This window comes from Pseudomonas sp. 05N434 (assembly GCF_056396965.1).
Genome location: NZ_JBFTMK010000062.1, coordinates 14,346 through 28,092, shown reverse-complemented (window position 1 = coordinate 28,092; position 13,747 = coordinate 14,346). Strand labels below are relative to the sequence as shown.

13 protein-coding genes and 1 pseudogene are annotated in these 13,747 nt (G+C 60.4%); 5 read left to right on the top strand and 9 right to left on the bottom strand.

All coding sequences use genetic code 11. The features are described from left to right. The 7 genes from AC1DLB_RS06720 to AC1DLB_RS06690 form a co-directional block, all read right to left on the bottom strand. Positions 1–170 (bottom strand): OprD family outer membrane porin (locus AC1DLB_RS06720; protein WP_477784771.1); only part of this gene is annotated, 170 nt, incomplete at its 3' end. Positions 171–407: 237 nt separating this feature from the next. Continuing rightward, on the bottom strand, positions 408–803 hold the full coding sequence (locus AC1DLB_RS06715) for a nuclear transport factor 2 family protein (protein ID WP_258612960.1): 396 nt from the start codon (positions 801–803) through the stop codon (positions 408–410). 17 nt (positions 804–820) lie between these two features. Continuing rightward, a complete protein-coding gene (locus AC1DLB_RS06710; RefSeq protein WP_477784770.1) occupies positions 821–1,465 on the bottom strand; it encodes a DsbA family protein in 645 nt (214 codons plus the stop codon). A gap of 47 nt (positions 1,466–1,512) precedes the next feature. Beyond that, entirely contained in the window at positions 1,513–1,725 is a 213-nt protein-coding gene (locus AC1DLB_RS06705; protein ID WP_018929289.1) for a hypothetical protein, read from the bottom strand. Between the two features lie 246 nt (positions 1,726–1,971). Further along, the gene (aguA, locus tag AC1DLB_RS06700) at positions 1,972–3,078 is read right to left on the bottom strand and encodes an agmatine deiminase (protein ID WP_064615866.1); all 1,107 of its coding nucleotides are present in this window, start codon (positions 3,076–3,078) and stop codon (positions 1,972–1,974) included. Between the two features lie 4 nt (positions 3,079–3,082). After that, positions 3,083–3,961 (bottom strand): N-carbamoylputrescine amidase, encoded by an 879-nt coding sequence (aguB, locus tag AC1DLB_RS06695; RefSeq protein ID WP_019581765.1) that lies wholly within the window; start codon positions 3,959–3,961, stop codon positions 3,083–3,085. Between the two features lie 208 nt (positions 3,962–4,169). Continuing rightward, a complete protein-coding gene (locus tag AC1DLB_RS06690; RefSeq protein WP_477744113.1) occupies positions 4,170–7,082 on the bottom strand; it encodes an aminotransferase in 2,913 nt (970 codons plus the stop codon). A 180-nt stretch (positions 7,083–7,262) separates the two neighbouring features. Here AC1DLB_RS06690 and rfbC point away from each other — a divergent pair, with 180 nt between their 5' ends. The 4 genes from rfbC to AC1DLB_RS06670 all read left to right on the top strand — a co-directional run bounded on the left by rfbC (position 7,263) and on the right by AC1DLB_RS06670 (position 11,666). Then, positions 7,263–7,808 carry a dTDP-4-dehydrorhamnose 3,5-epimerase gene (gene rfbC, locus AC1DLB_RS06685; RefSeq protein ID WP_064615862.1) on the top strand — a complete coding sequence of 182 codons (546 nt, stop codon included), beginning with the start codon at positions 7,263–7,265 and terminating at the stop codon, positions 7,806–7,808. Positions 7,809–7,970: 162 nt separating this feature from the next. Next, entirely contained in the window at positions 7,971–9,779 is a 1,809-nt protein-coding gene (locus AC1DLB_RS06680) for a sensor histidine kinase (RefSeq protein WP_477784769.1), read from the top strand. After that, complete coding sequence (locus AC1DLB_RS06675) at positions 9,776–11,170, top strand: sigma-54-dependent transcriptional regulator (protein WP_018929295.1); 1,395 nt, start codon at positions 9,776–9,778, stop codon at positions 11,168–11,170. Before AC1DLB_RS06680 ends, AC1DLB_RS06675 begins: the two co-directional genes overlap by 4 nt. A gap of 40 nt (positions 11,171–11,210) precedes the next feature. Further along, on the top strand, positions 11,211–11,666 hold the full coding sequence (locus AC1DLB_RS06670) for a thioesterase domain-containing protein (RefSeq protein ID WP_018929296.1): 456 nt from the start codon (positions 11,211–11,213) through the stop codon (positions 11,664–11,666). Between the two features lie 109 nt (positions 11,667–11,775). On the opposite strand, the pseudogene AC1DLB_RS06665 reads toward AC1DLB_RS06670, so the two are convergent. Then, a pseudogene (locus AC1DLB_RS06665) lies at positions 11,776–12,393 on the bottom strand (3'(2'),5'-bisphosphate nucleotidase CysQ family protein); the annotation flags it as partial. Positions 12,394–12,399: 6 nt separating this feature from the next. Beyond that, positions 12,400–12,966, bottom strand: a complete 567-nt coding sequence (gene nudE, locus AC1DLB_RS06660; protein WP_477784768.1) for an ADP compounds hydrolase NudE — start codon at positions 12,964–12,966, stop codon at positions 12,400–12,402. A 90-nt stretch (positions 12,967–13,056) separates the two neighbouring features. Here nudE and yrfG point away from each other — a divergent pair, with 90 nt between their 5' ends. Beyond that, the gene (yrfG, locus tag AC1DLB_RS06655) at positions 13,057–13,719 is read left to right on the top strand and encodes a GMP/IMP nucleotidase (protein WP_007939517.1); all 663 of its coding nucleotides are present in this window, start codon (positions 13,057–13,059) and stop codon (positions 13,717–13,719) included. The last annotated feature ends 28 nt before the right edge of the window (positions 13,720–13,747 follow it).

Sequence of the window (13,747 nt, the reverse complement as noted above, 5' to 3'; positions counted from 1 at the left end):
GCTTTGTCCGGGTTGCCGTCTTTATAGTCACGATTGATGTAGGCGTTGCGCAGCAGCACTTTGAGGCTGCTGTCTTCAACAAAACCCTTGGATTCGGCCTGGTCGTTAGCCATGGCCTGTGTGGCGCTCAACATCCCCAGTGCGATCAGGCTGATTCGCTTGTTCAACATGTTATTTTCCTTATTACGGGTTGATACGCTCTGTGCCGAACAGCTGAAACGGCGCTATCGCGCTCTTTTTTCACCGCAAAAACAAAAAGGCCCGCCCACGAAAATTCGCGGCGGGCCTTTTATTGTTTTGTCAGTCGTGGCGGTTAGCCACAGGCGTTGGGGCGCATCCTATCTGCGCCCTTAATGATGTGTCAATTTCGTGAATCTTCTGTAAATAGGCGAAAATCGTCTAAGAAATCACTTGTCAGCGATAGCCAATTGCACGATATGGCTGTCGACGAATTGTTCGAAATGGGTGACTTTTCCATCGGCCAGAGTCCACAAGTGCGCGACTCGGGCATTCATCGCACGACCGGTAGCTTTATAGACGCCGCTGTAATTGCCGTAGGCAAATACCTTGTCGCCCTGAGCGACGTAGTTCTCGACCTTGAACCGAAAATCTTCCCACTCAGTGGCCAGGCGCTTGAAGACATTTTCGACGATCGCGTCGAAACCGACGTAGGTCCCGGCATACGGAAAACCTGCGGCTTCGGTCCAGCGGGCGTCATCGGCCAGCGCCGCGGCGGTGTTGCGCGCATTCTCCTGGGAGTTGACGCCTTCGTAGGTGCTTTTGATCAGGCTCAGGTTATCCATGGTGACTCCAGGTGAGTTCAATGGGCGCAGCCGTCGAGGCCACAGGTTTGAAACGCGGATGAAGACTCTGTTGCCGAAAGCGACTGGCTCAACCATTGGGCGAAGGCCTGCGGCTTGCCGAGCCAAGGGCCGATATCGACCAGGGTGAACTGGCCATCCTGTTCCAGCGCGAAGGTCGGGAAGCCCTGACCGCCGACACGGGCCAAGAGTGCGCGGCTGTCCTTGATATGGCGACCGGTATCAGCTGCACTAAATGCCTGCTGGAAAGCCTCGGGCTCAAGACCTGTCTGTGCGGCAAGTTCAAGCAAAACAGCCTCGTCAGCGATGCGTCGACCTTCCACGTAATGAGCCGTCTGCAAACGCCCCAGCAACTCCAGTCCGCGCCCGGCGATCTGCTCGGCTGCCAGCACGGCGGCAATCGGCGGCGTGGAGTCGAACACCGCCGTCTCATCACGCAGCAATCCCTCAAAATATGCTTCGCCAAACGGCTGGCCGGTGTACTCGGCGATGCGCCGGTCGTGGGGCATGACGTAATTGCGTAGTTGTGGCGAAACGGTTTGGCGATTGGCACCGCTCATCATGCCGCCGCCGTGGCCGATCACCGGCAACACGGTTTGGGCAGCTTGCACCAAGGGTTTGGCGCCGTAGCACCAACCGCACAATGGGTCGTCTTCCCGGCAGCGCTTTTATCCATCCGTTGTTTTTCTTCTTATCCTTCCATCACATCCCACAATGCTTCCAGTTCCGCCTCGCTGAATAAACCAGCGGGATAGCGCTCGATCATCATCCGGCGCGGATCAGGTTCTCTGATCTGACGCGTTCCATTGGACTTCAACCACTGTGCCAGGACTTGAAGCGATTCGCTGTTAACTGCCAGGGGATGCAGTGCCCGCTCGCCCACTACGTTCATTTCGGCGTTCATCTCAGCGCTCTCTCCTGGTTTGTGAGCGGCTAACTTATCCAAGGTTTATGACAGAACATCGAAGTTCTCTCCCTCCCCGTGTTGCGCCATCGAAGATACAAGAGCTATGCCAATGTTTTCGAAGTGTCGATAAGTAGATACAAAAAAGCCCGAAGTCCTGATGGGCTGCGGGCTTTCTGCGAGATAAGGAGGCCAAAATCGTTGCTCAATCGATTTTTCAATCAACTCAAGCTGTTACGTCCTCACTCACTCCTTGTGTGGAGCGGGCTGTTGTTGGGTAAGGCAATGGATGTTACCGCCCCCAAGTAACAGTTCGCGACCAGGCACCATGACCACTTCGTGTTGCGGAAACACGCTCTGCAAAATCTCTTTGGCCGGCCCGTCCAGTGGGTCGTCGAAGCTTGGCGCGATGATGCCACCGTTGACGATCAGGAAGTTCACATAAGAGCCGGCCAGGCGCACGGTCGGATTGCGCTCCTGAGTGCCGTCCACCGGGTCCACACCGGCGCACTCTTCTTCGGTCGCATACAGCGGCCCCGGAATCGGCATTTTGTGCACCGTGAACGAGCGCCCCTTGGCATCGGTGCTGTTTTGCAGCACGTTCATGGCCGCCTGGCAGCGCGGGTAGTTCGGGTCCTGCGGGTCGTCGGTCCAGGCCAGCAGCACTTCACCCGGACGCACATAGCAGCAGAAGTTATCCACATGGCCGTCGGTTTCGTCGTTGAACAAGCCGTCCGGCAGCCAGATGATCTTATCCACAGCCAGGTTTGCGCTGAGCACCGCTTCGATTTGCTCACGGCTCATGTGCGGATTGCGATTGCGGTTGAGCAGGCACTCTTCGGTGGTGATCAGGGTGCCTTCGCCATCGACATGAATCGAGCCGCCTTCGAGCACAAAACCCTCGGTGCGGTAGCGCGGGCTGCGCTCGATTTCGAGGATCTTGCCCGCCACCTGCGAGTCACGGTTCCACGGCGAATACAAACCACCGTCGAAACCACCCCAGGCATTGAAGTCCCAATCCACGCCACGGACTTCGCCGCTGTCATTGATGACGAACGTCGGGCCGGTATCCCGGACCCAGGCGTCATCGCTGGACATCTCCACCACACGAATATTCGGCACGTCGAGACGGGCGCGGGCATTTTCGTACTGGCCAGCGGAGACCGCCACGGTCACCGGTTCGAAACGCGCGATGGCCTTGGCCACTGCAACGTGCGCGGCTTGCGCCGGTTTGCCACCCAGGCGCCAGTTGTCCGGGCGCTCGGGCCAGACCATCCAGGTCTGGGTTTGGGGTGCCCACTCGGCAGGCATGTAAAAGCCGTCGGCGCGAGGGGTGCTGTTCAACGTGGTCATGGCTTCAGGACTCCAGGGAACCGTCGAGGGTTTTAATCGCGCCGTACAGGTTCGGACGACGGTCGCGGAACGAACCCCAGGCGCTGCGAATGTGCTCCAGCTCATCGAGGTCGAAGCTGTGAACCAGAATGCCTTCTTCGGTTTTGTTCAGCTCTTGGACCTTCTCGCCAAACTGGTTGGCGATGAACGACGAGCCGTAGAAGGTAATGTCGTAGCCGTCCTGCTCTTCATTGCCGATGCGGTTGCTGGCGATCAGCGGCATCAGGTTGGCACCGGCATGGCCCTGTTGCACGCGCTGCCAGTGGTCGCGGGACGAAATGGTCTTGTCGTGCGGCTCACTGCCAATGGCTGTCGGGTAGAACAGAATTTCCGCGCCTTGCAGCGCCATGCTGCGGGCGCACTCAGGGAACCACTGATCCCAGCAGATGCCCACGCCGATTTTCGCGTAACGGGTGTTCCACACTTTGAAACCGGTATCGCCCGGATTGAAGTAGTACTTTTCGTGGTAGCCAGGGCCATCCGGGATGTGGCTTTTACGATAAATCCCGAGGTTGCTGCCGTCGGCATCGATGATCGCGATGCTGTTGAAACGCGCGCGACCGGCCAATTCGTAGAAGCTGATCGGCAGCACCACTTGCAGTTCCTTGGCGACTTTCTGGAAGTGCTTGATGGCAACGTTGTCTTCTACCGTCGTGGCCAGTTGCAGGTAGTCCGGGTTCGGCTTCTGGCAGAAGTACGGAGCCTCGAACAGTTCCTGGATCAGGATGATTTGCGCACCTTTGGCCGCTGCCTCACGGACCAGCTTCTCAGCGGTCTCRATGTTGGCTTCAAGGTCCCAGGAACAAGCCATCTGGGTGGCGGCGACGGTAACGATACGACTCATGAATCATCTCCTGGGCAAGTGCTTGAGGGTCAGTGTGGCATCGACCGATGACAGAACGGGAATCACCGGGCGTGGTTCGTCCACACCGTGGGCAGTGGCGACTTTATAGCCGATAAAAATCGGCTTTAAAAGCAATAAATATCCACCACCTCTAAATAACCTCAAAAATTCCCGATAACAATCGACATTTGCAACCTCTACGAGCTGCCTACAAACCTTCGCCCAGCACCTTCGACAGCATGTCCACAAAGAAGTCCACACTCTGCCGCGACGTGACCATCGGCGGTTTGATCTTGAGGATGTTCAGGTAATCACCCGTCGGCTGCATGAAAATCCCCAACTCACGAAGGCGATCGCACAACGCCGTGGTTTCTTCGGTCGCCGGTTCAAGGGTTTCGCGATTGCGGACCAACTCCACGCCCAGATAGAAGCCGGAACCATGCACCGCTCCCACCAACGGATGCCGGTCGATCAGGGCTTCAAGACGTTCCTTGAAGTACCCGCCCACGACCTGGGCGTTTTCCCAGAGTTTTTCTTCTTCCATCACATCCAGCACCGCCATGCCGATCCGGCAACTGACCGGGCTGCCGCCAGCGGACGAGAAGAAATAACCCTCGGCCTCCAGCGCTTCGGCAATCTCCCGACGGGTAATGACGGCACCCAACGGCTGGCCGTTACCCATGCCTTTGGCCATGGTGATGATGTCGGGCACCACGCCCTGCTCTTCGAAACCCCAGAAAAATTTACCCATGCGGCCGTAACCGACCTGCACCTCATCGGCGATGCACACCCCACCCTGAGCACGGACCAGCGCATAGACCTGCTTCAAATAGCCCGGCGGTAGCGAGATGCCCCCGGCATTGCCGTACACCGGCTCGCAGATGAAACCGGCGAGTTGGCGTTTCTGCCCGGCGATTTTCGCCAGGTTGTGTTCGACGCTGCGCACATAGTCCGGCGCGCTGTCCGGGCCACGGAATTCGCCGCGATAGGTGTTCGGCGCGGTCACCGGGTGCACCCAATCAGGACGGCTGCTCAAGGCCTTGGGGTTGTCGGCAATCGAGGTCGAGACCGCATCCGCCGCCACCGACCAGCCGTGATACGCCTCCAGCACACTGAGCATGTCGCGGCCGCCGCTGTAGGCCCAGGCCAGGCGAATCGCCAGGTCATTGGCCTCGGTGCCGCTGTTGACCAGGAATACCCGGTCCATGTTGTCCGGTGCCAACTTCAACAAGCGCTCGGAAAACTCGGCAATCGCTGCGTAGTGAAAACGCGAGTTGGTATTGAGCAACGACCATTGACGGCCGGCGACGGCGGCCATGCGCGGATGACCATGACCCAATACCGCGACATTGTTGAGCATGTCGAGGTAGGAGCGGCCCTGCATGTCGATCAAATGATTGCGCCAGCCCCGCTCGATGCGCGGCGGGTCGACGTAATAATGCTTCTGGGATCGGGCGAAACTGGCATCGCGGCGGGCCAGCAAGGTTTGCGGGTCGAGTTCTTCTTCTGCATCGCAGGCCAGCCCCAGCAACGCCGCCGGTGACGGGCACAACGCTTGCCAGGCGGCAGCGCGCGAAGGTGTGCAAAACAACGGTGCGTCGAGCTGAGCACTGCGGCACAACTGTACGATCAACGCTCCGCTGACAGAGCCCAGCACCTGGCCTTTGACCAATGCTGCGCCCGCGTGCAACGACGGTGTCACACCCCACAGCCGTAAACTCTGTTGTGGACCATCCAGTTGCAGCACACCCACTGCCGGCTGGTGAACCGTTCCGGCAAACGGCGATTCGACCGCCGTGCCATGGGGCACTCGCAACTCGACATGCAGAGGGCAAGTGGCCGGTTCAGTGGCGCTGTCCGGTTGGGTGCGAGACAGACGATATTGCCCATAACGACTGGCCGCCAGACCATGAGCCGCAGCAGCTTCGGTCAACAGACGCTGGTCGATCCCCTCTTGCTCCCAGTTACCCGCTTCGAAATGCGGGCTGAGCACGCCCAGATCGATCAACGCAAACTCACGCCCCACCAGACTCGGCAACAAGGGCGCAAAGCTTTCGCTGCCGATGCTCGGCAGGCCTTGACCAACCGCAGCAAGAATCGCCGCCTCCATCAACGCCAGCGGCACCGATGTGGCCACGCGGAAAATTTCCCACTCATGGGTCAGGTTGTCGCGACTGTACTCGTTGCCCGGATCAATGCTGACCTGCTGTTCGCCACTCAGCACCAACACCACCGAACGCGCAACGATCAGCGGCCAGAGCGCCAGCAGTTCTTCATGTTGCAGCGGATTGATCGCGTGATAGGCCCGAACCGCCGGCAAGATGTAGAACGGATCGCCATCGGCATGGTGCAGCAGCGCGGCACAGGTCACCGACAGATCGGTGATCCGCCAGGTTCGGACCAGGTCGCCGAAATCGATGACACCCTGCAACTGCCATTGGCGCTGCGCATCTCGCTGCCAGACCACGTTGTCGTCGGTGATGTCCATGTGAATCGCCTGCACCGGCAGCTTATCCACCAAGGGCTGCAAATGGCGCTCGGCCTGCTCGGCCGCTTCAGCAATCAGCTTGCGTTGCTGATCATCCTTGATCACCGGCAGCAAATGCGCGATCAACGCGTTGGCGTGGCGGGCGTCCCATTGAAGGGTGCGCTCAAGGCCAGGATGGTCGAAGCCGGCCAGCGCCAGGTCCATCTCGCCGCAGAGCCGACCGAAACCGGCGACCACGGCCTGGCTCAGATGGTCGAGGTGCGTCAGGGACTGGCCGTCGATGTAATCGAGCAGACGTACATGCACTGCTTGACCGCCGACCTCCAGGGAGAGCAGGTCTTTACCATTTTTGGCCGGGATCACTCGCGGCACCTTCACGCCGGGATGTTCGACCAAGCGCTTGAGCCCTGCGTGCTGGGCTTGCAGCTCCAGCACCGAATAATCACCACGGCAGATTTTCAGGACGAAACGCCCCTGCTCGCTGTCGACGCGGTAGTTGAGATCCTGCTGGCTTCCAAGAGCCTGCAACCGTCCGCTCAGCCCGTAATGTTCTTCCAGCAACTCAAGCGCTTGCGCCGCGGACACTTGCGGGCTGGGCAGACTGGCGCGGTGAATCAACGTGGCGAGCGGCATACAACGACCCCTGAAATTTTATTAGGCGCTTATATCGCCACTGCCGGGTGCGATACGCAACCCCCCTTCCCTGATTGGCCCGAATCAATGCGTGAGCAACTCTCTTCACCGTCCCACTCGCACCTGCCGGCACTTTGCGTAAGAATGTCGCCCATCAACGCCTATTGCTGGAGAAACACCATGAATGTAGTCACCACCGACCTGCCAGGTGTTCTGATCATCGAGCCCAAGGTATTTGGTGATGAGCGCGGCTTCTTCTATGAAAGCTTCAACGCCAAGGCTTTCGAAGAAGCAACCGGCCTGAACACCCGATTCGTGCAGGACAACCATTCCCGCTCGCAAAAAGGCGTACTGCGCGGCTTGCACTACCAGCTGGAAAACACTCAGGGCAAACTGGTCCGCGTCACCGCCGGTGAAGTGCTGGACGTGGCCGTGGACATTCGCCGCAGCTCGCCGCATTTCGGCAAATGGGTCGCGGTGCGCCTGTCCGCCGACAACCATCGCCAGCTCTGGGTACCAGAAGGTTTTGCCCATGGTTTCGTGGTGCTGAGCGATTTCGCTGAATTCCTCTACAAAACCACCGACTACTACACCCCGTCGGCTGAACGCAGCATTCGCTGGGACGACCCGGACTTGGGCATCGACTGGCAGCTGGACGAGGCACCGCAGCTGTCCGCCAAGGATCAGGCCGCCGCGTTCTTCAAGGACGCTGAAGTCTTCTCCTGAATTGCCGTCTGAATTTTCAGCGCCAGCATGCACTTGATCCAGGATGCGCAGACTGCGCCCGCAAGCCTAGGGTCTGTTGAGGTTTGGTAGCGAACCGCGTTGCTACCAAACGTCAACAGACCCTAGGCATAATGCGTCTGTCCCCACAGGCGCTTGATGCTCATGACACCGACCCTCCCCCGCAGACCCCGCTGGCGCAGCCTGGCACTGCTTGCGTTGTGCCYGGCACCCTTGCTGTGGCCGCTGGAGCATCTGGCCGAGCGTTATTACCGCAGCGAGCTGGCCGGGCAGAACCGTCAGACCCTCGACCTCTACGTCGCCAACCTGTTGGGTACCCTGCACCGCTATGAAGTGCTGCCGCAGATTCTCGGCGACCTGCCCGCCCTGCGTGCGACGTTGGGCGCCCCCGACGAGGGCGTGATTCAAGGCAATGCCAATCGTCTGTTGAAACACATCAGTGCCCAGACCGGCGCCGAAGTCATGTACCTGATGGACACCACCGGCAAGACACTGGCGGCCTCCAACTGGGACAAACACGACAGCTTCGTCGGCCGCAATTTCTCTTTCCGTCCATATTTCAGTGAAGCCATGGCCGGGCGCCTGGGGCGCTTCTTTGGCCTGGGCACCACCTCGGCCAAGCGCGGTTACTTCTTCGCTGCGGCGGTACACGATCGTGAAAAAATCATCGGCGTGTTGGTGGTCAAGGTTGACCTCGATCACACCGAAAGCCTCTGGGGCAAAACCCCGGAACAACTGCTGGTCACCGACCACAACGGTGTGGTCATCCTCACATCGCGGCCAGAATGGCGTTTCCGCTCGACCCGTCCATTGAGTGATGAGGAGAACAAGGCCGTCGCCGCGATTCAACCCTATCCGACCCGCGATCCAAAGCCGTTGAGTCTCGACCCCAATGCCTGGCTGACCCAAACCCGGCAGATCGAAGAAACCGGCTGGAGTGTCAGTATCCTTGCTCCACGCACCCTGATCGACCGCCCCGTGCGCACAGTCGTGGCCATCGGCGGCGCAACGCTGCTGGTATTGATGCTGCTGCTTGGCCTGATGATGCAACGCCGACGCCATTACCTGGAGCGGATCGCCTTCGAAGCCAAGACCCGCCAGGAACTCGAAGGCCGGGTCGCCGAACGGACCAGCGACCTTGAGGGCCTCAACCGTCGACTGAAACAGGAAGTGCTGGAGCGCGAACACGCCCAGCAAGAACTGGTACGCGCTCAGGATGATCTGGTACAGGCCGGCAAGCTCTCGGCGCTGGGAACAATGTCGGCGAGTATCAGCCATGAACTCAACCAACCGCTGGCGGCCATCCGCAGCTACGCGGAAAACGCCGAAGTGCTGCTCGATCATCAGCGCACCGAGGATGCTCGCGGCAACCTCAAGCTGATCAGCGAGCTGACCGGGCGCATGGCGTCGATCATCGCCCACCTGCGCGCCTTCGCCCGACGTGATCGCCATGCCCCGGAAAGCGTGGCCCTGCAACCGGCGCTGGACGACGCCCTGGCGTTACTGGCCAAGCGTCGGCGCAGCATGGAAGTCGAGCTGATCCGCGACCTGCCGGCCGCCACCCTGTGGGTCGAGGCTGGAGAAACCCGTCTGCGCCAGGTACTCGGCAATCTGCTGGCCAATGCGCTCGATGCCCTGACGGAAAAAGGCCCGCCGCGTAAACTCTGGTTGAGTGCCCAATCCACCGCCGACGGCGTCACTCTGTACATTCGCGATAACGGCCCCGGGTTCTGCCTGGAAGCGCTGGGTCGTGCCGGCGAGCCCTTCTACACCACCAAGACCCGCACTCAGGGACTTGGGCTGGGGCTGGCGATCTGCGACACCCTGATGCGCGCCTTCGGTGGTGAACTGTCGTTCTCCAACCATAAGGAAGGCGGCGCCCTGATTACCCTGAAGCTGCGCGCAGGCGCGCCGGGTGTGAGCCTGCAACCGTCCGAGGACCGAAGTGCATGACCATCGACAACCGCATCCAGGTCGTGTTGATCGACGACGATCCCCACCTGCGTCAGGCCCTGAGCCAGACCCTGGACCTGGCCGGCCTGAAGATCCTGCCGCTTGCTGAAGCCAAGGGCCTGGCCGGGCAACTGGAACGCGACTGGCCAGGCGTGGTGGTCAGTGACATCCGCATGCCGGGCATGGACGGCCTCGAACTGCTGACCGAACTCCACGCCCAGGATCCGGAGCTGCCCGTGCTGCTGATCACCGGCCACGGCGATGTCCCCCTGGCGGTGCAGGCCATGCGCGCCGGGGCTTATGACTTTCTGGAAAAACCTTTCGCCAGTGACGCCCTGCTCGACAGCGTACGTCGCGCCCTGGCCCTGCGCCGTCTGGTACTGGACAACCGCAGCCTGCGGCTGGCCCTGAGCGATCGCAACGAACTGAGCGCCCGACTGGTCGGGCAATCGGCGCCGATGCTGCGCCTGCGCGAGCAGATCGGGGCACTGGCGGCGACCAAGGCTGACGTGCTGATTCTCGGTGAAACCGGTGCAGGCAAAGAAGTGGTGGCCCGCGCGCTGCACGACTTGTCGAGTCGGCGTAACGGCCCGTTCGTGGCAATCAACGCCGGGGCCCTGGCCGAGTCGGTGGTGGAAAGCGAGTTGTTCGGTCACGAACCCGGCGCGTTTACCGGCGCGCAAAAGCGCCGCATCGGCAAGTTCGAATTCGCCAACGGCGGCACGTTGTTCCTCGATGAAATCGAAAGCATGAGCCTGGACGTGCAGGTGAAATTGCTGCGCTTGCTGCAAGAGCGGGTCGTCGAACGCCTGGGCGGCAATCAGTTGATCCCGCTGGACATCCGCATCATCGCCGCGACCAAGGAAGACCTGCGGCAATCCGCCGATCAGGGGCGCTTCCGTGCCGACTTGTATTACCGCCTGAACGTTGCGCCGTTGCGCATTCCGCCGCTGCGCGAACGGGGCGAAGATGCGCTGGTGCTGTTCCAGCATTTCGCTGACGAAGCCAGCGCCCGCCACGGCTTGCCGCCCCACGAACTGCAACCGGGGCAACGGGCGCTGCTGCTGCGTCACAGCTGGCCAGGTAACGTGCGGGAACTGCAGAACGCCGCCGAGCGCTTTGCCCTGGGCCTGGAGCTGGCACTGGACAACAGCGCACCGGATGGCGGTGTCGGCACCACGGTTGAAGTGGTCAGCGGCGGCTTGAGCGAGCAAGTCGAGAACTTCGAGAAGAGCCTGATTGCCGCCGAACTGGCGCGCTCGCACAGCTCCGTGCGCAGCCTCGCCGAAGCGCTCGGCATTCCGCGCAAAACCCTGCACGACAAGCTGCGCAAGCATGGCCTGAACTTCGCCGATGGCGGCACCAGCAGCCATACCGACGACCTCGATTGAGCTACCGTAAAATCATCCCTATCAAACAAAAGGCCCGCGAATGAACCGCGACAGTCGTCACCTGGAATCGATCCTCTATCGCGACATCCCCCTCACGCGGGACATGGGCCTCAAAGTGCTCGACTGGCATGACCAACAACTGCGCCTGCATCTGCCGCTGGAGCCCAACGTCAATCACAAGAGCACCATGTTCGGTGGCAGCCTGTATTGCGGCGCGGTGCTGGCCGGCTGGGGCTGGCTGCATTTGCGTTTGCGTGAAGAAGGTATCGAAGACGGGCACATCGTGATTCAGGAAGGGCAGATCAACTACCCGCTGCCGGTCACCATGGACGCGACGGCGATCTGTCAGGCACCGAACCCGGCAGTGTGGAGGAAGTTCCTGGCGATGTATCGACGCTATGGGCGGGCGCGGTTGACGCTGCATTCGCGGATCGTGAATGCCGGGAGTGATGAGGATGCGGTGAGGTTTACCGGGCAATACGTCCTTCACCGGTAAAGCAAACGATCTTAAAAGATCGCAGCCTCGTTGCACTCGACAGCTCCTACAGAGAAGCGCGCCCCCTGTAGGAGCTGTCGAGTGAAACGAGGCTGCGATCTCTTGATCTTTACGCCCGAGCGAGCGCCAATAGTTTCTCCCGCCAAGCCGCTTTAGCCGGCAGCGCCAGGAAGAACTCATTCAGCAACGATTCCCGCGCCGGATAACAGAACGGCGCGCCGCTCAAATCCAGCACCTCACCGCCGGCGCCTTCCAGCACACCTTGAGCCGCGGCCGTGTCCCACTGCGAAGTCGGCGCCAATCGCGGATAACAATCCGCCGCCCCTTCCGCCAGTAGGCAAAACTTCAGTGAGCTGCCGATATTCGCCAGTTGCAGCTCGCCCAGACTGTCACTCAACCCCGCCAGTAAGCGCTCCTGCTCAGGGCTTGAATGCCGACGACTGGCGACCACCGTGAAGGCTTCACCCGCCGCCGGCACCTCGCGAACCTGGATCGGCATTGGCTCGGCGCCTTTATCGCCACGCCAGGCTCCCAACCTGTCACCGCCAACATAAAAACGCCCGCTGGTCGGCATCGACACCACGCCAAACACCACACGCCCCTGCTCGATCAGCGCAATGTTCACGGTGAACTCTTCGCTGCCGGAGATGAACTCCTTAGTGCCGTCCAGAGGGTCGACCAACCACCAACGCTGCCAGCCGGCACGCACGCTCTGGGGGATGTTGGCACAACTTCATGGCAGGAACACCCCACGCTGAGTCAACAGATCACGGGCCAGATACAGCGCCGCCAAGGCACGGCCCTCGGTGAATCGCGGGTTCTGCGCCAACGCCGACAATTCCCGCAGGTTGATCTTGTCCATCCCCATCGGCTCGGGCTCGTCACCCTCCAGGCGTTCTTCATACAAATCGGTGGCCAGCACCACTTGGATCTTCTGGCTCATGTAGCCGGGTGACAACGACAACTCGGTCAGGTGCTCCAGTTGCCGCGCGCCATACCCGGCCTCTTCCTTGAGCTCCCGCTCGGCCGCCGCCAACACGTCTTCGCCCGGCTCGATCAAGCCTTTGGGCAGGGACAATTCGTAGGCATCGGTGCCACCGCAGTATTCCTCCACCAACACGRCGTGGTCCGCGTCGAGCATCGCCACGATCATCACCGCACCATAACCAGCGCCTTTACCGACCAATCGCTCGTAAGTGCGTTCCACGCCATTGGAAAAGCGCAGTTTCAGCTCTTCGACACAGAATAATCGGCTGGTGGCGACGATCTCGCGGGCGAGTATGGTGGGTTTCTGGCGCATGAGAAGCTCCTTGGCGTGAACGCGTTACTATACCCGGCCTATCCTGATTGTTTACCTCGGATATCTTTTTTACCGCTGGAGAAGTTTTTTATGTCCCTGCTGCCCTGGCGCGACATCGATACCGTTCTGCTAGATATGGACGGCACGCTGCTGGACCTGCACTACGACAACCATTTCTGGCTGGAACACCTGCCAAAGCGTTATGCCGAGTTGCACGGGGTGAGCCTGGCCATGGCGGAGCTGGAATTGCAGCCACTGTTCGAGCGCCATGCCGGTCAGTTGCAGTGGTATTGCCTGGACTTCTGGAGCGCCGAACTGAAGTTGTCGGTGCGCGAACTGAAACTGGAAACCGCGCACCTGATCGCCTTGCGTCCGGATGCGGATACTTTTCTGGCCGCGATCAAACAGGCCGGCAAGCGCGTGGTACTGATCACCAACGCCCACCGCGACTCGTTGTCATTGAAACTGGAAAGAATTGAACTGGCGCCGTATTTCGAGCGCTTGATCAGCTCTCACGATTACGGTTTCGCCAAAGAAGACCCGCAGTTCTGGGATGCCTTGCAGGCCGATATCGGCTTCGACCCGGCACGCTGTCTGTTCATCGACGACACCCTGCCGATCCTGCGCAGCGCACGCAATTTCGGGGTGGCGCACCTGCTGGCCGTGAGCGAGCCGGACAGCCGCAAAGGGCCGAAGGACACGGCAGAGTTTGCGGCGGTGGGGGATTATCGGGAGCTCATCGCAGGGCTTTAGAGTCTGACGCGGTCGTTGTGGCGAGGGA